This window comes from Cytobacillus oceanisediminis (genome assembly GCF_003182355.1).
GTDB lineage: Bacteria > Bacillota > Bacilli > Bacillales > Cytobacillaceae > Cytobacillus > Cytobacillus oceanisediminis_A.
Window position 1 is genome coordinate 74,178 of sequence record NZ_QGTW01000011.1, and the last position, 21,666, is coordinate 95,843.

The following is a 21,666-nucleotide window of genomic DNA, read 5'->3' on the forward strand; positions in this document are numbered from 1 at the left end:
GAATTCCTGCTCCTTGTAGCCATAGTATTTAATTATTTTTGGAAACCGCCTAATTGCTGTTCAGCCATTTGAACTAAGCGCTTAGTGATTTCTCCTCCTACTGAACCGTTAGCGCGAGAAGTAGTTTCTGCACCAAGGTTTACACCGAATTCAGTAGCGATTTCGTACTTCATTTGATCTAGAGCTTGTTGAACTCCAGGAACTAGAAGTTGGTTTGAGTTGTTGTTGTTTGCCATGTGATTTCACCTCCTTGTGAGTATAGAATGTGTAGAATCACATGGCCATATTCAAATATTTACTGGTAATTATTGCATTATTTTTAAGAAGAATCTTGCAGTACAGCAGTGTATTCCGAACCTAAAAATCCAACAAGATTAGAATAAATCTTCAAAAGACTCTTCCTTGCCTGATTGAGGCTTAATGATTATCTCCTCTGTATTCTTAACCGCTTTTGCAATAAGAGGTTCGAAATCAACAAAGCTTTCAAAGTGACGGACTTTGTCCCGTTTCGGCTTTGTCTTTGGAGAAGCCGGAACAAATACCGTGCAGCAATCTTCAAAAGGCCTGATGGATATATCATGTGTATCAATCTTTCGAGCGATCTCGATGATTTCAGATTTATCCATTGTAATGAGGGGCCTAAGTACAGGAGTGTTTGTTACATCGTTAATGGCGTACATACTCTCCAGCGTCTGGCTTGCCACCTGGCCAAGGCTTTCCCCTGTTATGATGGCAAGCCCGTCATTTTTCCTGCGGATTTCATCTGTAATCCGCAGCATTAGGCGCCTTGTAGCCGTCATTGTATAATTTTGAGGAACCTGCTGCTGAATCAGCTGCTGGATTTCTGTAAATGGAACAATATGAAGTGCAACTGCCCCCGTAATATTTGACAATTTTTCCGTAAGATCAATGACCTTCTGCTTTGCTCGTTCACTTGTAAAAGGCGGGCTGTAAAAATGGACAGCTTCCACCTCCAGGCCTCTTTTCATGGACAAATAACCGGCTACTGGGCTATCAATCCCCCCAGAAAGCATCAGCATCGCCTTGCCGCCGGATCCAGCTGGAAGGCCTCCTGCTCCTTGGAATGTTTCACACGATAAATAAGCAGCTTCTTCCCGGATTTCAATTTGGAGATTAATATCCGGCTTTTTAACGTTTACCTTCAAGCCCGGTACATTCTTTAACAAATGCCCGCCAAATTCATGATTGAGTTCATCTGTATTTAAAGGGAAACTCTTATCGGCCCTCTTCGCTGTAATTTTAAATGTCTTTCCTTCTTCATACTTTTTTTGGAATAAGGCCAGCGCAGCATCCTTCATCGCTTCCATATCTTTATTAGTTTTAACAGCCGGGCTGAAGGATTGAATCCCAAATACACCTTTAAGCCGCTCTGAAACCTCCTTGCCATCTGCACCATTCAAAATGACATACATGCGGTCTCTGGTAGCCTCAATTTTGATTCCCGTAAAATCATGAAGCACATTGGATATGCTTTTTCTCAATTTATCTACAAACTTATTGCGGTTCCTGCCTTTTGTGGAAATTTCTCCATATCTTATAAGTATTCGATCATAATTTATCATATTTCATAACCTCTCTTAGCCGATTAACAGTCTCTTTCACTGCCTCTATGAAAGCTGCGGCTTCTTCCAGTGTATTTTCATAAGTTAAACTGACCCTTATGGCACTTTTTGCATCCTTTTCCTGAACTCCGATTGCAATCAGAGTACTGCTGGCAGCCGCTTTCTTTGACGAGCAAGCACTTGTCGTGGATACATAAATGTCCTTCTCTTCAAGAGCGTGGACAAATACCTCAGCTTTAAACCCTTTTATGGAAAAATTAATAATATGCGGAGCAGAATGGCTTTCAGGAGTATGGACAGTGATATCCTCCATTTTTCCAAGTTCCTCCACGAGGTACTTTTTAATAGATAGAAGCCGATCAAGAAATTTTTCCTTGTTATTCATCGTAAGTCTTAATGCTTTTGCCATCGCCACTGTCCCGGCTACATTTTCTGTACCGCTTCTTTGCTTCCATTCCTGATTCCCACCGGAAAATAATGGTGAAAGATGGATGCCATCACGGATGAACAGGACCCCATTTCCCTTTAAACCGTGAAATTTATGGGCCGAAATGGTACACAGGTCCACATTGGCTTCATAAAGATCAAGCGGAACCTTTCCAACCCCCTGAACATTATCCACATGGAATACAATTTTTGAATGTTTTTTCAGCAGCTTACCTATTTCATTAATGGGCTGAATAGAACCTATTTCATTATTTACATGCATAACCGATACTAAAATCGTTTCGGATGTTATCTCTTTCTCAATATCCTCCACACTTACAATTCCGCTGCTGTCTGGCGGTATAATCGTAATACGATAGCCCAAGTCCCGGAGCTGTGCCATGGTTTCACTAACCGAAGCATGTTCTACTGCCGTTGTAATAATATGGCGGCCCCTATTCCTGTGCATTAAAGCCGTACCCTTTATAGCTAAATTATTGCTTTCTGTCCCTCCAGAGGTAAAATAAACTTCATTAGGCTGGACATTCATCAATTGGGCAATTTGCTCCCTTGCCTGCATCAAAAGCCTTTCTGCCTGGCCTCCCATGCCATGCAGTGAAGATGGATTGCCATAGTATTCTGAGGAAACCTTTATAAATGAATCAAGCACTTCTTTATATGGTTTTGTTGTTGCACTATTATCAAAATAAATCATGGTCTTCTCCTTTCGTTGCGAAAACCCTTTTGCCAACTGTAAATCATATCATAACCTGCTCCGAATGAAAACGTAATTGATTATATCTGCTTAAATGACTGATAATAATAGGAAATGGCACTTTATTAAATTATTCAAATATGCCCTTTTTTAGTAAATGAATGAATATATTTCTCTGTGGAAGGCTGTTAAATGTTAGACTTACAGCACTGATTGTTTACTCGGATGTTATCATAAAATACTAAATATTAAGACTTCATTTTTATTCGACAATTTTTTCATTACGTGTGCTAATATGAAAATGTTCTAAACATTAAGAAATAGAACTATCTGTTCAGGAGGATATATATGGAGAATAAAACACTAACATCAAAACAAATTCTGGCGGTTGGACTAATGTTATTTGCTCTTTTCTTTGGAGCAGGGAATATGATTTTTCCTCCTTTCCTAGGCCAGGAAGCCGGAACAAATGTCTGGACTGCCATTGTTGGATTTTTGATTACAGGTGTTGGATTACCGCTTTTAGGAATTATTGCAATAGCGAAAAATGGTGACTTGCAGACGATAGCAAGCCGTGTACACCCCTTATACGGAATTATATTTACGATCGTCATGTATTTGGCCATAGGGCCACTATTTGGAATTCCGCGTACAGGGACTGTAGCTTATGAAATCGGAGTAATTCCGTTCTTATCTGAAACCGCTTCCAAAAATGGGTTGCCACTTTTTCTGTATACTGTAATCTTTTTCGGCATCACCGCCTGGCTTTCATTAAACCCTTCCAAATTGGTGGACAGGATTGGCAAGCTTTTTACACCGGCACTGCTTATTATTCTTTCAGTCCTTGTGATAAAAAGTTTGATTACACCGCTTGGTGATCTAAAAGCTCCACAGGGTGCATATACGGACGGGCCATTTTTTAAAGGATTTATAGAAGGTTATCTGACAATGGATACAATTGCTGCTTTGGTATTCGGGATCGTTGTCATTGGTTCTATTAAAGGAATGGGCGTTACAAATAAACAGGCTCTTATGAAGATATGCATTACTGCGGGGCTGATCGCAGCAGCAGGTTTAGCAGCGGTTTATCTGTCCCTTGCTTATATAGGGGCGACCAGCATGGATGCTTTAGGAAAAATGGATAATGGTGGTGCTATCCTTTCTGCTTCTGCACAATACCTGTTTGGATCGGCCGGAGCAGCGATACTGGCACTGGCCATTACAGTTGCCTGCCTGACAACTTCTGTCGGTCTTGTCTCTGCATGTGCTCAGTATTTCTCTAAGCTTCTTCCGAAAGTTTCTTATAAAACCATTGTGGCCATTCTCTCTTTGTTTAGCATGGTCGTGGCAAATATCGGATTAACACAGCTGATTCAAATTTCATTGCCAATATTGATCATAATCTACCCGCTGGCAATCGTTCTGATTTTGCTATCCTTCATGCATAATGCATTTAATGGATACTCTTTGGTCTATATAGGTGCTTTAATTCCTACAGGTCTGATCAGTTTTATTGATGGATTAAAAACAGCTGGTATGGATGTAGCATTCATAACAGACACTCTTCATTTCCTTCCATTTTTTGCCCAGGGAATCGGCTGGCTCGTGCCTGCCATCACAGGAGCCATAATTGGCTACTTCCTGGCGCTGGCTTTCGGGGAATCCAAAAAACCAATTCCTGTTCATGAGTAAACAAGCTTAAGACCAAAAAAGACCAGATCCTAGTGGATCTGGTCTTTTTTTTATTCTTTCATAATCTCTTCGATCTTCCTTATGGCCCCTGGCTCTACCTCTTCTATAGAAGCAGCAGCCTGTTCCAATGCTGTTTTATACTCATAGCTCCTAAACGAAGACTCCGCTTCTTTAAGGCCTTTATCTATGGATGGATATCTGCTTCTATATCTGTTTCCATATTGAATCACTTTCTCTGCAAGAAGAATGGTCTCAATCATTTCATTGGTCGAGTCAGCAGCCTTGTCTACAGTGAGAACTGCCACTTCTAGATACTGCTGTACAGCCGGGATGTTTAATGGCTTCTCATCCAGCTTCGCCAGCACATTATCTATGCTTTCTTTTGCATCCTGGATCAAATACTTATATTCCTGCGAAACACCAGGTACATTGCTTTTAGAAATAAACCTCATGGTCTCAGTAACTTTTTTGGTTAGCTCTTTTACCTTTTCCCTGGCAGACAATTCATCTTTTCTTAATGCCTGGAGTTTTTCTGCGAATGCTGTCTGCTCATCCGAGATTTCCTCCAGCTGTTCCTTGACTTCAGCAAGCTCTTCCCTCAAAACAGTGTGAGGAGCGCTTTGGCTGTTAATCTTATGCTCGAGTACCTCAAACTTTTTAAAGAGCTGGGTTAATTTCTTTTCTAATTGCACCTGAACTTCCAGATCCTTATCCGAAACATGGTAACTCTGCCGGACAACCGACATTTCTGCTTTCAGATGGCTGTTAATATCTTTGTTATTATACAGCATGTTTCTGGTTGCTTCATCCTGCTGGCTTAAGTAGTGTCTTGCATGAACTTCCTTTTCTAGGAGATCGTATAACAGCTCAATTTTGTCTTTGATCTCCTCTACACCTTTCTGGACCTCAGCAGTCTCTGCCTTGTCAACATAGCCGGCATATTCAGTTACTTCCTGTTCAAGCCGCTCAATTTCTTTATCCATTTGCAAATGATCAAGGATGTAGCCCTGTTCCAGCATTTCCTTGTATCCATCCTTTAATTCATCCAGCTGGGAAGGAATTTTGGATTGGCACTCCACCATTAAGTTGGGAATAGCCTCCATTTTGCTTTGGGCATCCTCCAGCAGAACTTTGATCATTAGAAGAGTTTCGCGGGCTTCGAGATAATTGCCCTTTTCTGTTTTCTCATCAAATTCTTCAAACTTCGCCATCGCCTCATCGAGCTGTTTTTCAAGAATGGTTTCTGCTTTCCCAAATGTATGGCGATGGGCAAGCAGTGATTTTTTGCATTCGCGGTACATATCTTTTAATTCTTCAATTTCCGCCCTGTTCTTTTCTTCGCTCCCAACAAGCTCATTCAATTCACCAAGCAATTTTTTAATGCTCTCTTCAATTTCGGTTAGACGCAGTTCGATTTTCTGCTGAATTTCCTGGGCTTTTTTAAACCGGTATTTATCGATATTCTCTTCAGCATCAAATAAATACTCCTCAACATCAGGAAGCTGTGTTGTTACAATTTCGTCCCACTCATTTCTCCAGCGTTCAAATAATTCCTCAGTTTGGCCTGTCATATTAAGCTTTTTAACCCTTGACATCTCATCGAGAACAGGGCGATCAGTTATTTCCATCTTCCATGTTTCAAGCCTGTCAATTTCTTTATAGTGTTTTTTCTTCAAAAAAAGTCCCGTCAGATATAGGCATATAAGTATGACTATACCTCCAATTATGTATTCCATGATAAAGCCCCCTGTTCTGTTCCCGAGCCGATATGTATATGTATAGGTTTTAATTTAAGTTGGTATTGCATACCCGAAGGCGCTTCCGCATTTCGTATGTTATTTTCAATGTTTTTATGATACCATGTAAACGACATTTTTTGACTATTTATTTCATATTTTTATGAATTAATTGAGTTAATCAATCGGTAATTTTTGAGTATGACTGATATTTTTCAAAAGTAAGAGAAATGAAAAAGACATTCGCCTTCTCTTTTTATTGAACAATATGAGATTCTCAATTACAAACAATTCGCTTTTTATTGCTTATTTCCTTCCTAAATGTAAAAGAAAGGTGATATTCCTTATGTTTAAAGACGGCCACATCCATACATCATTCTGTCCGCATGGTTCAAAAGACCCTCTGGAAGATTATGTCGAAAAAGCACTGGAGCTTGGCTACCGGGAAATTTCCTTTACTGAACATGCCCCATTGCCTAAGGGCTTCGAGGATCCTGCTCCTGCTTCTGACAGTGCTATTAGGCAAGAAGAACTGGAACAATATTTTGAAGAAATTTCAAGGGTCAAAGCGGCTTATAAAGGGAAAATCAAAATCAATGCGGGGCTTGAGGTAGATTTTATTGAAGGGTTTGAACAGGAAACCCGGAACTTTTTGAATAATGCAGGAAAATATTTGGATGATTCCATCTTATCTGTCCACTTTTTAAAGCATGATAACCAATACGAATGCCTGGACTACAGCCCAGATGTGTTTGGAAAAATGATCGAGCAATACGGTTCAATAGAAGCAGTATACAAAAATTACTTCCGTACCCTTCTTTTATCAGTCCGGTCTGATTTGGGTCCGTTTAAACCTAAAAGAATCGGTCATATTACACTGGTTAAAAAATTCCAAAAAAAATATCCCGTTGATAGGGAATTCAGGGAAGAAATTTCGGAGATTCTGGATGCAGTACAAATTCAGGGGTTTGAACTTGACTATAATGGAGCAGGCTTCTCCAAGCCCCTTTGCAAAGAACCATATCCTCCTGATTGGGCAGCTAAAGAAGCCCTCAAAAAAGGGATTGCACTTATTTATGGCTCAGATGCGCACCAGGTAAAGGAAATGGGGCAAGGCCGCAGTGTCATGAAATACCTTTAATTGGTCTTCAACGTTTTTTGGCGGGTTTCACAACACAGCAGCATATGGTTTTCCTGCATGATGATTGCATAGGACTCCGTCAATCCAATTAAAGATTTCCTTCGTGTATTTTTCTGCGAAGTATTTTTCGTGAGGAAATACATGCAGCACCTCTGCCATATAATGTGTATTCAAAAATGGCATGGACAGCAGCCCTTTTAATTGGATAATCATATAATTGGCTGAGTGGGACCGAAACTCTTTTGTTTTCACTCCGCGTTCCAAAACCTTGCTGAAATAGAATTTTTCCTTAGCCAAATAAGTGGACATAATTTCCCGGACCACTTGTGAATCAATCGATATTTCGCGGAGAATGAGCCTAGTCAAATGGCTATTATCAAATTGGTAAGCCATGATATTCTCCGCTATTTTTTTCAAGCTGAGGGCTGCTCCTTGGTCAATCAGAGAACATCCCTTCTCAATCTCCTGAATATAGCCTTCAAAAAAAGCAGTGAAGCAATATTCAAGTAATCCATGTTTGTTATCAAAGTAGTAGGATATATTTGCCGGGTTGGTTTTTGCTTTCCCGGCAATATCACGAATGGATGTCCCTGAAAAACCTTTCGTATTAAATAAGGATATGGCAGCCGAAACAATTGCATCTTTAGAATTTTTCCTCACCGTTCCCGCCTCGCTTTCTTTCGTTTAAATTCACTTTAATACGCGGATTAGTTGTTATAATTAAACATTCTTGCTAAAATCGTCTTATCCTTTTTTAAGTTCTCGACAATGTCTTCCTAATTTCCTGTGTTTCTGCCAGCAAATTCACATATTTTTTAGAGAGTAAGGTGAATAGTGATGTTTAATGTCGAATCATACCGGGGAACCCGTGAAGAAAACTATAAATTAGTAATCAAACAGCTTTCTGCATTGCTTGAAGGAGAAAAGAACCAAATAGCCAATCTCAGCAATGCATCCGCGCTGCTCAATCAATTCCTTGACCGTACAAATTGGGTAGGATTTTACCTGATGGAAGGAGGGGAGCTTGTGCTTGGGCCTTTTCAGGGACTGCCTGCCTGCGTAAGGATTCCACTTGGAAAAGGGGTCTGCGGAACAGCTGCCAAACAAAAGGAAACTCTACGGGTTGAAGATGTCCATCAATTCCCTGGACATATTGCCTGCGATGCAGCTTCCGAGTCTGAAATCGTTGTTCCTCTTATCAAAGACGGGAATCTGCTAGGTGTTTTGGATATCGATTCACCTGAAAAAAACCGCTTTGATGAACTCGATCAGGAATACTTAGAAGAATTTACAAAAGTGCTGGTATCTTATCTATAACAAAAAGGAGGTGTCCCTTCACAGGACATCTCCTTTTTTGACTATTAAATCCTATCAAGTGCCTGTGCCAGATCATCGCGGATATCTTCCCATGATTCAAGGCCGACAGAAAGTCTCAGCAGTGTATCTTCAATCCCCATTCGCTCCCGGGATTCTTGTGGCACAACCGCATGAGTCATGGTAGCCGGGTGCTGGATCAATGTCTCAGCATCTCCAAGACTCACCGCAATTTTGATTAGCTTTAGCTTATTCATAAATGCCTGGGCTGTTCCTTTATCTCCTTTCAGTGTAAAAGAGATCATTCCGCCTGGTTTCCTCATTTGTTTTTGGGCGATTTCGTACTCGGGATTATGGCTGTCCCCCGGAAAATAAATTTTCTCAACTTTTGGATGCTTCAATAAATATTCCGCAAGCTTTTCAGTATTCTCACAATGGCGGTCTAGCCTTACAGCTAGTGTTTTTAATCCCCGGAGGAGCAGCCAGGCATCAAATGGAGATATAATTCCCCCAATATCTTTTTGAGTGGTCGTTGAAACTTTATCCAAAAATTCTTTTGGACCTATGACAATCCCTGCTACGACATCCCCATGGCCGCCTATATATTTGGTCGCACTGTGAATAACAATATCACAGCCCAGTTCAATCGGATTTTGCAGATAAGGGGAACAGAAAGTATTATCGACTATAACAGGTATCCCTTTCTCTCTCCCTACTTCTGCAACCATTTTCAAGTCTACCAGTTTCATTGTTGGATTAATCGGCGTTTCAACATAAATGCAGGCTGTCTCAGGTTTTATTTCCTTCAGAAGCTGTTCTTTTGTTTCCATGGCGGAAAAATCATGGCTGATTTTATATTTTTCATCCATCATCTCCAGCAAACCAAATGTGCATCCATAAACGCCCTGAGAGCATAATATATGATCGCCGGTTTTAGTTAATGCAAATAGCACAGCGGATACCGCAGCCATGCCGGACCCAAAAGCAAGGGCAGATTCCCCCTTCTCAAGGGCTGCCATTCTTTCTTCAAGCATTTTAACCGTCGGATTGCCAAGACGTGAATAAATATATCCTTCCTCTTCACCGGCAAAGCGCTTTTCGCCTTGCTGTGCAGTTTCAAATGTAAAAGTTGATGTTTGAAAAATTGGCGGTGCAAGGCTTCCATTGAACATTTCCGAATCATAGCCTTCATGAATGACTTGTGTCTCAAACTTTACCTGATGTTTCCTTTCCATATAACTCTCCCTCTCGGTGTAAACGCTTTCAATATTTTCTAAAAAAACCTCTCTTTCAGCATATGATAAATGGCTATTTTTTGAAAGTGTTTTGTTTTGAAAAAAGTAAATATGCCTTTCACAGAAAGAGACTGCCTATTGAATTAGAGGCAGTCCCTATATAAATGAATTTTTAGCTGACTCGATGACCGCTTTGTTTTTGCCTGAATGCTTTGCAGTATATAATGCTCTGTCTGCTCTCTTAAATAAAGCCGGATAGGAGTCTTTCCGTCCCCTGCTCCAATAGGAGACTCCACAGGAAATGGTCACTCGAGGATTTGAACTCTCAAATACCTTTTTAACGAGCCTTTCAGCAATGATTGTCCCTGCTGCCAGTGAAACAGCCGGAAGGTAAACAGCCAGCTCCTCGCCGCCCCATCTCGCTCCTACATCAGTGCCGCGTATATTTCCATTAATTACATTGGCGACCTGGATAATAACATCATCCCCAACCTGATGTCCATATGTATCATTTATCGCTTTAAAATCATCAATATCAATTAGCATAAATGTTCCTTCATGGTCCTCATTCATCGATTGATGTATACGGTCGTCCAAATAGCTCCTGGAGTATAGCTTTGTTAAATGATCTGTCACAACCATCTTCTCCAGTTCTTCCCTTAACATTGAATTGGTAAAAGCTAAAGTGGAATGATGAATCAATGATTGCAGCAGTTTAAAAGTTTCAAATGAAAAATGGTAAGGAGAGCGGTGCATGACTAGCGCAAAACCCTTTAATGCTCCTGATTGGGTCATTGGCACTGCCATAATGGACTTAAAGTATGAAATCGGCTCCTGGTTTTGCAAGCTAAAATCCCCTATAAAAAGTGATTCCCTCTCCTTAATAATTTTTTCCTTAATATACCGAATATAGGGATCCGCATTCTTTGTGTGGAAGAAAGAGGTACTCCCATTAATTACATTTGAATTGACACCTTCAGGAGATATCAGAATAAAACCCGCTTCCTCAGCGTCAAATGAACGCACTATTTGCTCCGACATAAATGTCATCGTTTCCGTCAGGCGCAAATTCGAATTAAGGCGGTGGGAGGTTTCATTGATTAATTGAAGGTCTGTAATCAGGCGCTTGGATTGCTGATAAAGCTGGGCATTTTCAAGCGCACTCCCTGCTGTATTGGCAAGCAGCGTGATAAATTCCACCTCATTTTTAGGAAACATCAGGGTATTGGGAGCAATCACCTGCAGGACTCCATAAACCCCCTGTTTCCCTTTCAGCGGGGCATAAAGTACAGAGCGCTTTTCCTGAATGGAATCTTCAAATTGGACAGACCCTGTTACATATGCCTGCATGGCTGCGATATTTTCGCTGTCATATTCCAGATCCCTAATCGGCAAATCTCCGTGACTATTATTGTCCTGGGACAATAATAGATAATACGTAAAGGTAGGATAAACTTCTTGCAAAGTGTAGATAATTTCCCCAAGCACCCTATCCATATCCATCGAAGAGTGAAATTTCTCAGTTACACGGTATAGCTGTTTATACCGTTTTTCCTCCGATACAATCTTGGCAAGCCCATGGGCCTTATCTAAAAATTGTGCGCACTCTCCGCTAAGCTCATGTAAAATATTTTCTGGCAGAAACCTAAAAGAATCCAGTCCCCCTTTGAGGATCATACAGCCAAGCAATAGGTCACCCTTCATCAATGGAAGGATTAATTCCTCCCCCTGATTCTCTATGCCCGCAATGCGGAGTTCCCTGCTTTCCCTTACCCATGCCTTTAGGCCATTAAGGGAAATAACAGGCGGCACAGCGCTTGCCTGATCGCTGGTAGAAGCTTTTACAAAAAAATCCTGTTTCCATTCATTGCAGCCATATAAAATAATTTCTTCCGCACCGGTCAGAGTCTTTATGGCCGAAAGCATTTCATCCAGCAGTTTTTCATAATGAAAGAACCCGTTCTCTGTATCGATAATATCAAAGAAGCGGCTTTTTAATTTAAAAATGATTTGGCGTTCGAGCGTATCCATCTCCATCATCACCTATCAACCGTTTCAGATCAGGAATTTTTAAATCAATAAGACTATTATAGCTAGCTAAGATTATTTTTTTCGACAAATTTATGGCTATTTCGTATCAATTCGCACAATTTTAATATCTTCTTCAGCAAGTACCAGCCAAAGCAGGCCATCCTCAGATAAAGAATGGATCTCTTTCGCTTTTGCTCCGCTTGGCAGATTGATTGTATTATCTTTAATATGAAGCGTTTGTCCATCTGCAGAATCTTCTATTTGATAGGGTGATGAAGCCATTCTAAACCCCTCATCCCTATTCGCCTGCTGAAGGTTCCCGGCAAAATAACGCCAGCCCTTTCCGGTTTTAACCCAGAAGCCATTCCCTTCCCGATCCGGGGCAAGTTCCTCTGGAGCTAAGCTCAGTTCGGCTGCATAGAGAGTTTTAAACTTAAAGGGCCTTGTTCTTTCTACTTCAAATACTGCCAGCAGATGCTCGCCATTTTTATATTCATATACAGCTACTCTGGGAGAAACTTCGTTACTGCTTTGTTGAAGAACCAGCACTATCGGACCATTAGTCTCAGGCACCTGCTGCATATAAAATCCTGCAGCGGCTATTGAAATAAACACTAAAATTTAAAAAAAGCGGAGCCGCTTTTCTATTCTTGTTTCATTCATTATCTGCATATATTCCAATTTTTTCTTCATTATATCATATCTTTCCAAATGACTCTTTAGTTGTTTAATCATTTTACGCAAAAAATAGCCTAGTCCTTATTTCTCCTATATAATTGCAAATATCGTTTACTAAAACTAAGAGATTAATAATACGCAATAACACCTTGACTTATATCCAATAAAAGTTATATAATACTCTTTGTGTAAAATATTGCAGCCTATGTGAGCACCTTGATGTACTCATTTTGTTCCTCAACCAGAGCTTTGAAGTTAGTTTTATCTAGCTTCAGGCGCCATCCGCGACAAGCGGGGGCCTTACGCATTTCTGGGGATGGGGTACTGTGTAACCCTCTGCTGCTAGGGCGAAGGTACATGAAAACAAAATGGTCATAATTGTTGTGCACATCTGTTTCTGTTTTTATTTTACCAAAATAAAAACACAAAAGGAGGAGTCTTAAATGGCTCGTTATACTGGTCCAAGCTGGAAATTATCCCGCCGCCTTGGAATCTCTCTAAGCGGTACTGGTAAAGAATTAGAAAAGCGTCCTTACGCTCCTGGACAACATGGTCCAAACCAACGCAGAAAATTATCTGAATACGGATTGCAATTGCAAGAAAAGCAAAAGCTTCGTCATATGTACGGAGTGAATGAGCGCCAATTCCGTAACTTATTTGATAGAGCAGGCAAAATGCCTGGTAAGCACGGTGAAAATTTCATGATTCTTTTAGAATCACGTCTTGACAACGTTGTATACCGTTTAGGTCTTGCACGTACTCGCCGTCAGGCTCGCCAACTTGTTAACCATGGCCACATCATGGTTGATGGAGCTCGTGTTGATATTCCATCATACCGCGTTGCACCTGGTCAAACAATCACACTTCGCGAAAAATCTCGCAACCTTGACATCGTTAAAGAAGCAATCGAAGTGAACAACTTCGTACCTGACTTCGTATCTTTCGATGCAGACAAGCTAGAAGGAACTTTCACTCGTATGCCTGAGCGTTCTGAACTTCCAGCTGAAATCAACGAATCTCTAATCGTTGAATTCTACTCTCGTTAATATTTACTTGAAAACTGCCGATATGTGTCGGCAGTTTTTTTGTTTTAGGCAATAATGAGGTGGAGTTTCTAGAAGCATAACTGAGTAGGAATGGGATAGCTACCTTTTTTGATTCAGAATTATCACCGTCAATCAGTAGGATTAACTACCTTTTTTGGGTCTTGAGCGCCTTTATCGTCGTTAATCTGCGCGATTAACTACCTTTTTTGAACCTTGAGCGCTTTTACTGTAGTTAATCAGCATGATTAACTACCTTTTCTCTAGGATCGGCACTAATTGGTGAGATTAACTTCCATATCTTATATGTGGCGCTATTATCATTGTCAATAACCGGAATGGTGCCAAATGTGAACACAAGAAAAGCCCTCCTTCAACCGGAGGGCTTTCATTTTAGTATTTAATTAAGAAATATTTCTTCTTTCCGCGGCGAATGACGGTAAATTGGCCTTCAATCCTGTCTTTTTCCGAAAGAACATAATCAAGCTCTGTTACACGCTCACCATTTACAGAAACGGCACCATTTGTAACATCTTCACGGGCCTGGCGTTTAGATGGTGAAATTTTGGCAGCAACCAGTATATCAACGATACTAACTTCTCCGCCCTCTGAATGCTCATAGGAAGGAACATCCTTAAAGCCTTGTTTAATCTCAGAAGCAGATAGATTCTTAATGTCTCCGCTGAAAAGGGCAGCAGTAATTTTAATCGCCTGCTCCAAAGCTTCATCGCCATGGATCAGTCGAGTCATTTCTTCCGCAAGGGCTTTCTGTGCTTTGCGAAGATGGGGTTCTTCCTGAACTGCTTTTTCAAGCTCTTCAATTTCTTCGCGAGATAAGAATGTGAAAAACTTTAAGTATTTAATAACATCAGCATCAGCCGTATTAATCCAGAATTGGTAGAACTCGTATGGAGATGTCTTTTCCGGATCAAGCCAGATCGCTCCGCTTTCCGTCTTCCCAAACTTGGTTCCGTCTGCTTTTGTTACAAGCGGGATTGTCAGGCCATATGCTTTTGAACCTTCCGGCGCCATTTTACGGATAAGCTCAAGACCTGTCGTAATATTGCCCCATTGGTCGCTTCCCCCAATTTGCATCTTGCAGTTATGATTCTCATATAAATGAAGGAAATCCATTGCCTGCAAAATGGTGTAAGTAAATTCAGTAAAAGAAATCCCTGTTTCCAATCTGGAGGAAATCGTATCTTTCGCAAGCATGTAGTTGACTCCCACATGTTTTCCGTAATCACGGAGGAAAGTAACAATGTCCATGGAACCTGCCCAATCATAGTTGTTCACCATGATAGCACCATTTTCACTATCAAAATCAAAAATCCTTTTCAGCTGGTTTTGGATAGAGTCCACATTATGCTGAACAGTCTCCAATGTCTGCAGTTTTCGTTCCTCGCTTTTGCCGCTCGGATCTCCAATTAAACCGGTAGCTCCTCCAACGAGAACGATTGGGCGGTGTCCTTCTTTTTGAAAACGCCTTAAAGTTAAAAATGGAAGCAGATGCCCAATATGCATACTGTCCGCGGTAGGGTCCACACCACAGTATAAAGAGATCTTTTCTTTATTAATCGTATTCTGGATCCCCTCTTCATCTGTTTGCTGGTAAACGATCCCTCTCCATTGCAAATCTTCAAGTACATTCATTGTTAAGTTCCTCCTAAATTAAACTGTTACTAAATGGTTAAAATGCAATTTTTCCAGGCAAAGATGGTGGCGATTCCCCACATACAAAAAGCGCCCCTGCACATATGCAGGGACGCATGATTTATATTGCGCGGTACCACCCAAATTGAGGACAAATGCCCTCCACTCTTTCAAGATAACGGAATAACCGTTCACTGCTATGACTGCTGAGCAGGTTGACAGTGAAAGCTCAGGGAGGTAATTCACCCTTCTATTTGTACCGGCTCGCAGCGGCCGCCGGCTTTCTGAAACAGGGATAGAAGCATTACTGGGTTCCCATCAATGCCTATATAGTATTTTTTGAAACAGAAATTATGCTTCTTACGTCTATGACTAAGATAAACCATTTTTATCATAAAAATCAGCCAAATGTCAAATACATGTACAAAAAAAGGAAATTTCAGATAAATGGCGAACCTTGTCAATTAATATGTCGCAATATGCTATAATAGATGTGATTTTAGGGGGATTGATACGATGAAAGAAAAGTTTCAAATACTTATTGATAAATTGAGGCAAACTTCAGGTCTCTTCGGCAATAAAAAAGCAGCTAAAGGGGCTAGCATAACTTATCAGGTTGTCTGGAATTTAGCCTTGCTGTTTATCATTTTGGCTGTAATTGGCGGTGCGTTTGCTGGAGGTTTGGGAGCGGGTTATTTTGCCTCACTTGTAAAGGATGAGCCAATTCGGTCCTATGCCAGCATGAAAAAGGATATATACGATTATGAAGAAACTTCGGAAGTCTACTTTGCGGATAATGTGTATTTGGGCAAGCTACGGACCGACCTTGAACGGGAGGAAGTTAAGCTTGAGGATGTTTCAGACCACTTGATTAACGCAGTTGTAGCTACGGAGGATGAATATTTTTACGAGCATGACGGAGTGGTGCCAAAAGCAATTATGCGTGCCCTGTTCCAGGAAGTAACAAATTCATCTGTTCAATCCGGCGGAAGCACACTGACACAGCAGTTGATTAAGAACCAAATCTTAACGAATGAAGTTTCTTTTGAGCGAAAAGCAAAAGAGATACTATTGGCATTGCGCCTTGAGAAATTCTTTGATAAAAAAGAGATTCTAGAAGCATACCTGAATGTTTCCACCTTTGGAAGAAATGCTTCCGGCCGGAATATTGCCGGTGTTGAAGCAGCTGCCAAGGGCATTTTTGGGGTAAGCGCAAAGGAATTGACCTTGCCGCAGGCTGCTTTTATTGCGGGACTTCCGCAGAGCCCATTCGGCTATACCCCTTTTACGAGGGAAGGAACAGTTAAAGAGAACTTGGAACCAGGATTCTCAAGAATGAAAACTGTTCTAAAAAGAATGTACGACGATGGCAAGATTAACCAGAAACAATATGAAGAAGCTTTGGCTTACGACCTGACAAAGGATTTTGCCGATCCTTCAGCAAGCCCTTTAGAAAAGTATCCGTACTTAACATTTGAAATTGAAGAACGTGCAGTAAACATCATGACCAAGATTCTGGCGAAAAACGATGGTTATGAAGAACAGGATCTAAAAGAAGATGACGCACTCCGCGAGGAATATAGAACCCTTGCAGACCGGACAATCCGCCAAAATGGATATCAGATTCATACAACGGTTAATAAAGATATTTATGATAAAATGCAGCAGGTAAAAGATAATTACCCTTATTACGGACCTGACAAACCAGAGACAGTTAAGGATCCTGAAACGGGTGAGAACAAGCAAATCATGGAGCCTGTAGAAGTCGGTGCTATTTTAATTGAAAATAAGACCGGGAAAATTATCAGCTTTGTCGGCGGACGCGATCACAAACGTGAGCAATTGAACCATGCTACAAACGCTGTAAGGCAAAATGGTTCAACCATGAAGCCGCTGCTGGTGTATGCACCTGCCATGGAGCTAGGAAAGTCAGCTCCAGGAACAATTTTACCGGATGTGCCATTATACCTTGCTCCAGGATTGAACAGGCCTTGGCCAAATAACTATACCAGAACGTATAGCGGCCTGGTTTCTGCCAGAGAAGCTTTAAAGTATTCCTACAATGTTCCGGCTGTTAAGTTATATAAGGACATAGTCGGACAAAGACCTGCTGCCTACCTGGAAAAGATGGGCTTTACTTCCCTGATCGGACCGGACTATACAAATCTGTCTACAGCCATTGGTTCTTTGGAATATGGGGTAACAGTTGAAGAAAACACAAATGCATTTAGCACCTTTGCCAATGACGGTAAATTTGTCGATGCATATATGATTGAAAAAATCACTGACAAAAATGGTCAGATTATTTATCAGCATGAAGTCAAGCCTGTTGATGTATTCAGCCCGCAGACGGCTTACTTAACAATTGATATGATGCGGGATGTTATTAACAGCGGAACAGCCACTTCCGTTAGAAATAGATTGAAATTCAGTTCAGACTGGGCAGGAAAAACAGGAACAGGCGTAGATTTCCACGATGCGTGGTTTGTTGCAACCAATCCCAATGTTACTTTCGGGATCTGGTCCGGCTATGATACACCTAAGTCTTTAAAAGCTCCCGGCTCATTAAGCTACAGCCTGCGGAATAATTATCTATGGGCAGATCTCATGAATGCAGCATATGATGTTGCCCCTGATCTTGTCGACCCTAGCACAAGCTTTAAAATGCCTGGGGGGATTGTAAGAAGATCCTTCTGTGCTATATCTGGCCTTCTGCCTTCTGATGCATGCTCAAAGGCTGGCCTCGTTGAAACAGACTTATTCAACGCGAAGTTTGTTCCAACAAAAGTGGACGATAGCCTGGGCAATGGAAAACTTGTGAGAATTGGCGACAGAAAATACATGGCTCTTGATTCAACTCCTGAAGAATTTACAGAACCAGGATTGGTACTTAATCCAGAGTATATTGAAAAATTATTTGGCATAAAAGCAAATCCAGGCGATCTTATTCCTAATAAAGAGCGCTGGAAGAGCATTTTAACTACCGGCGACAAACTGGAGGATAACGGCAGGGCTCCTGCCGCCCTAAGCATTAAAGCTTCAGGCCAGACCGTTACATGGGGTGCTCATCCAGAAAAAGATGTTATTGGCTACCGCATCTATAGCAGCGGCAAAAAAGTCGGTACAGTAAAAGCTGGCTCCTCTCTAAGCTTCAAGGCTGGCAATGGGACTATACACGTAACAGCCGTTGATATTGCCGGGAAGGAATCCAAGCCTTCTAACGTGGTTGAAATCGGCAAAAAGCCTGAAGAAGAGAAACCTAAAGAAGAAAAGCCTAAAGAGGAAAAACCGAAAGAAGAGAAACCTGAAGAAGAAAAACCTGCAGACCCTCCAGCCGAGGAAAAGCCGGATCCTGAAAAGCCAGATGAACCTGGTGATGGAGGCGGAGAAGGTGAAGGCAGTACAAACTAGTTAAATATTTAAAAGTGAAGCTGATTTTCAAGCCGGTAAAGGCTCGAAAGTCAGCTTTTTTTTATTAGTTATTTTTCTAAAGCTCTGTATCTACTTATTTAGTGTTCCAACTAGCTGGAGTTTCCTATTTATTTGCCAGGATATGCAGTTTGTTCGCTAATTTTTTTATCATTTGTTCGTAAACTTCCCCCCTTAGCTTGCAAGTTTTCCTGCTTTATTCGCTAAGTTCACAATTATTCATATTTTCCCTGCTGCCCAAACCAAAAAAAGAGAACCGCGGCCATTGAAATGTACCTCCAATTGTTAGTCTTATCTAACAATTGGGGTGCATTTCACCATAAGCGGTTCTCTTTCTATTAGTCTTCCATTGTAGACAGATCGCCAGTTGGGAGATCTAGTTCCCAGGCTTTTAAGACGCGGCGCATAATTTTACCGCTTCGAGTTTTTGGAAGCTTGTCACGGAACTCAATTTCGCGTGGTGCTGCATGAGCTGCAAGACCTTTCTTAACGAATTGGCGGATATCCTCTACTAACTCTTCAGATGGCTCATGGCCGTCTCTTAATGCTACAAACGCTTTAATAATTTCGCCGCGAACTGGATCCGGTTTTCCGATTACTCCTGCTTCTGCAACAGCCGGATGCTCGATCAGCTTGCTTTCTACTTCAAACGGGCCTACACGTTCGCCAGATGTCATGATAACGTCATCCACACGTCCCTGGAACCAGAAGTAGCCCTCTTCATCCATATAAGCTGAATCACCGGATACATACCAGTCACCAGGCATAAAGTAAGATTCATATTTTTGCTCGTTATTCCAAATGGTGTGCATCATTGAAGGCCAGCCTTTTTTAATAGCAAGGTTACCCATGCGGTTTGGCGGCAATTCATTCCCCTGGTCATCAACAATGGCTGCTTTGACACCAGGAATAGGCTTGCCCATGGAACCAGGCTTAATTTCCATGCAAGGATAGTTGCAGATCAGCTGTGCACCTGTTTCTGTCATCCACCATGTATCATGGATGCGCAAATTGAACACCTTCATGCCCCATCTGACTACCTCAGGATTTAATGGCTCACCAACACTCAAGATGTGGCGAAGGCTGCTCATATCAAACTTCTTAACAACTTCATCCCCAGCACCCATCAGCATGCGGAAGGCTGTTGGGGCACTGTACCAAACAGAAACGCCATATTCTTCAATCCTCTTGTACCATGTTTCAGGATTAAATCTTCCACCGACAACCAGGTTAGATGTTCCTGTAAGCCATGGACCGAAAATGCCGTATGATGTTCCGGTAACCCAGCCTGGGTCAGCAGTGCACCAATACACATCCTCTTCCTTAAGATCTAATACCCATTTAGCCGTCTGGAAGTGCTGAATCATTGCATTATGTACATGCAGCACACCTTTTGGCTTGCCTGTGGAACCGGAAGTATAATGTAAAATCAATCCATCATTTCCATCAACCCATTCGATAGGAAGCTTTCGGCTTGATTCAGCCATTCTTTTATTAAAGTTAACATAAGAGCCTGTTTCCTCAACATTATCGCCTACAAGGAAAACATGCTTTAGAGCTGGCAGCTGATCAACCGGAACACGTTCCAGAAGTTCTGGAGTAGTGATTAAGACTTTTGCTTCACTGTCTTCAAGCCTGTCACGGACAGCGCCTTCCATGAATGCTTCAAACAATGGCCCGACGATCGCACCAAGCTTGATGGCTCCCAAAACGGCGAAATATAATTCGGGGGAACGAGGCATAAAAATAAACACCCTGTCTCCTTTTTCCACATCGCCGTATGTCTTCAAAGCATTTCCTGCTTTATTGGAAAGTTCTTTCATTTCTTTGAAAGTATACTTTTCATTTCTTTCACCGTCACGATAATATAGGGCAACCTTATTTTTTCTAAATGATTCCGCATGGCGGTCGATTGCCTCATAGGCCATATTCATTCGGCCCGTATCTTTCCAGGAAAACTCTTTTTCCACGTCCGCCCAGTTGAAATTCTCATATAACTCGTCATAGTTTTTTAAATTAAACTCTCCCTGGGTCACTGGCAGCGCTTCCACTTTCATTTATTGATATCCCCCTTTTTTGTGATTTGATATTATTATAGTATAAATATTATTTTTTCTCAATTTTTAAAATATTGCAGTTAAAAAATAATTCTTATGCATCATTCCGGGAATTGTCACAAAGTTTTTCAAATTAACCAGAAAATTATGTGAAAGCGCTTTAAATAGATAGTTTTTATGTATAATAGATAGTACATTGATCATGTCTTTTAGGCGGTGTATAAATGGAACATAAAAAAACGTACAATGCTAAAGAATTAAAAACGGCAAATGGAAAATTAATTATCGAAGGGCCTATCTCACCTGAAAAACTTGCAGATTACGAGTTTCATGAACATTTGGTAGCTTTCAGGCCTCCAGCACAGCAGCATAAAGCTCTGGTTGAAATTGCTGGATTGCCGGAGGGAAGAATTATAATCGCCAGAGACCGGCACACCATAGTAGGCTATGTAACTTATTTGTACCCGGATCCCCTTGAGCGGTGGTCCGAGGGAAAAATGGATAATTTAATAGAACTTGGTGCCATTGAAGTGATTCCGGCCTTCCGCGGTTCTGGAACAGGGAAGAGCCTATTAAAAGTCTCAATGATGGATGATGCGATGGAAGACTACATCATTATTACGACAGAATATTACTGGCATTGGGATCTAAAAGGAACCGGACTGAATGTTTGGGAGTATCGGAAGATAATGGAAAAAATGATGAATGCAGGCGGCCTGGAATGGTATGCCACTGACGACCCGGAAATCAGCTCCCATCCTGCAAATTGCCTGATGGCGAGAATCGGCAAAAGAGTAGAGCAGGAATCGGTCCAGCAATTCGACCGTCTGCGCTTTATGAACCGCTTTATGTATTAATAAAATACCATTGAAAACCAATATTATTTAGTATTAAAAAATTGCTTCAATGTTAGAAAATACGCTTTGTTCCTCC

General features: G+C 41.2%; 16 protein-coding genes and 1 other annotated feature. Of the genes, 6 read left to right on the plus strand and 10 right to left on the minus strand.

What is annotated here, in order from left to right; genetic code table 11:
- Positions 1 to 32: 32 nt before the first annotated feature.
- From DFO73_RS19065 to DFO73_RS19075, 3 genes are all read right to left on the minus strand, one after another.
- Positions 33 to 236: an alpha/beta-type small acid-soluble spore protein gene (locus DFO73_RS19065; protein WP_110066303.1), complete on the minus strand. Its 204-nt coding sequence runs from the start codon at positions 234 to 236 to the stop codon at positions 33 to 35.
- 138 nt (positions 237 to 374) lie between these two features.
- On the minus strand, positions 375 to 1,580 hold the full coding sequence (thiI, locus tag DFO73_RS19070) for a tRNA uracil 4-sulfurtransferase ThiI (RefSeq protein WP_181396068.1): 1,206 nt from the start codon (positions 1,578 to 1,580) through the stop codon (positions 375 to 377).
- Positions 1,570 to 2,724 carry a cysteine desulfurase family protein gene (locus DFO73_RS19075; RefSeq protein WP_110066305.1) on the minus strand — a complete coding sequence of 385 codons (1,155 nt, stop codon included), beginning with the start codon at positions 2,722 to 2,724 and terminating at the stop codon, positions 1,570 to 1,572. The genes thiI and DFO73_RS19075 overlap by 11 nt, the downstream gene beginning before the upstream one ends.
- Before the next feature lie 348 nt (positions 2,725 to 3,072).
- On the opposite strand from DFO73_RS19075, the gene brnQ reads away from it, so the two are divergent.
- On the plus strand, positions 3,073 to 4,416 hold the full coding sequence (gene brnQ, locus DFO73_RS19080) for a branched-chain amino acid transport system II carrier protein (RefSeq protein ID WP_110066306.1): 1,344 nt from the start codon (positions 3,073 to 3,075) through the stop codon (positions 4,414 to 4,416).
- Between the two features lie 50 nt (positions 4,417 to 4,466).
- Here the strand turns inward: brnQ and ezrA are convergent, their stop codons facing one another.
- A complete protein-coding gene (gene ezrA / locus DFO73_RS19085; RefSeq protein WP_110066307.1) occupies positions 4,467 to 6,152 on the minus strand; it encodes a septation ring formation regulator EzrA in 1,686 nt (561 codons plus the stop codon).
- A 346-nt stretch (positions 6,153 to 6,498) separates the two neighbouring features.
- Between ezrA and hisJ the strand changes: the two genes are divergently transcribed.
- A complete protein-coding gene (hisJ, locus tag DFO73_RS19090) occupies positions 6,499 to 7,293 on the plus strand; it encodes a histidinol-phosphatase HisJ (protein ID WP_110066308.1) in 795 nt (264 codons plus the stop codon).
- Between the two features lie 27 nt (positions 7,294 to 7,320).
- On the opposite strand, the gene refZ is transcribed toward hisJ, so the two are convergent.
- The gene (gene refZ / locus DFO73_RS19095) at positions 7,321 to 7,953 is read right to left on the minus strand and encodes a forespore capture DNA-binding protein RefZ (RefSeq protein ID WP_110066309.1); all 633 of its coding nucleotides are present in this window, start codon (positions 7,951 to 7,953) and stop codon (positions 7,321 to 7,323) included.
- A 177-nt stretch (positions 7,954 to 8,130) separates the two neighbouring features.
- Here refZ and DFO73_RS19100 point away from each other — a divergent pair, with 177 nt between their 5' ends.
- Positions 8,131 to 8,610 carry a GAF domain-containing protein gene (locus DFO73_RS19100; RefSeq protein ID WP_110066310.1) on the plus strand — a complete coding sequence of 160 codons (480 nt, stop codon included), beginning with the start codon at positions 8,131 to 8,133 and terminating at the stop codon, positions 8,608 to 8,610.
- A gap of 44 nt (positions 8,611 to 8,654) precedes the next feature.
- Here the strand turns inward: DFO73_RS19100 and megL are convergent, their stop codons facing one another.
- From megL to DFO73_RS19115, 3 genes are all read right to left on the minus strand, one after another.
- Positions 8,655 to 9,842: a methionine gamma-lyase gene (gene megL / locus DFO73_RS19105; RefSeq protein WP_110066311.1), complete on the minus strand. Its 1,188-nt coding sequence runs from the start codon at positions 9,840 to 9,842 to the stop codon at positions 8,655 to 8,657.
- A 156-nt stretch (positions 9,843 to 9,998) separates the two neighbouring features.
- Positions 9,999 to 11,873 carry a sensor domain-containing diguanylate cyclase gene (locus DFO73_RS19110; RefSeq protein ID WP_110066312.1) on the minus strand — a complete coding sequence of 625 codons (1,875 nt, stop codon included), beginning with the start codon at positions 11,871 to 11,873 and terminating at the stop codon, positions 9,999 to 10,001.
- A 96-nt stretch (positions 11,874 to 11,969) separates the two neighbouring features.
- Entirely contained in the window at positions 11,970 to 12,455 is a 486-nt protein-coding gene (locus tag DFO73_RS19115; RefSeq protein WP_110066313.1) for a hypothetical protein, read from the minus strand.
- 539 nt (positions 12,456 to 12,994) lie between these two features.
- On the opposite strand from DFO73_RS19115, the gene rpsD reads away from it, so the two are divergent.
- Entirely contained in the window at positions 12,995 to 13,597 is a 603-nt protein-coding gene (gene rpsD / locus DFO73_RS19125; RefSeq protein ID WP_110066315.1) for a 30S ribosomal protein S4, read from the plus strand.
- Positions 13,598 to 13,987: 390 nt separating this feature from the next.
- On the opposite strand, the gene tyrS is transcribed toward rpsD, so the two are convergent.
- Positions 13,988 to 15,247, minus strand: coding sequence for a tyrosine--tRNA ligase (tyrS, locus tag DFO73_RS19130; RefSeq protein WP_110066316.1), 1,260 nt, complete (start codon positions 15,245 to 15,247; stop codon positions 13,988 to 13,990).
- 105 nt (positions 15,248 to 15,352) lie between these two features.
- Positions 15,353 to 15,578, minus strand: a binding site (T-box leader).
- Between the two features lie 185 nt (positions 15,579 to 15,763).
- On the opposite strand from tyrS, the gene DFO73_RS19135 reads away from it, so the two are divergent.
- Positions 15,764 to 18,658 carry a transglycosylase domain-containing protein gene (locus DFO73_RS19135; protein WP_110066317.1) on the plus strand — a complete coding sequence of 965 codons (2,895 nt, stop codon included), beginning with the start codon at positions 15,764 to 15,766 and terminating at the stop codon, positions 18,656 to 18,658.
- A 356-nt stretch (positions 18,659 to 19,014) separates the two neighbouring features.
- On the opposite strand, the gene acsA is transcribed toward DFO73_RS19135, so the two are convergent.
- Positions 19,015 to 20,733, minus strand: a complete 1,719-nt coding sequence (gene acsA / locus DFO73_RS19140; protein ID WP_110066318.1) for an acetate--CoA ligase — start codon at positions 20,731 to 20,733, stop codon at positions 19,015 to 19,017.
- Positions 20,734 to 20,957: 224 nt separating this feature from the next.
- On the opposite strand from acsA, the gene DFO73_RS19145 reads away from it, so the two are divergent.
- Entirely contained in the window at positions 20,958 to 21,590 is a 633-nt protein-coding gene (locus DFO73_RS19145) for a GNAT family N-acetyltransferase (protein WP_110066319.1), read from the plus strand.
- Positions 21,591 to 21,666 lie beyond the last annotated feature (76 nt).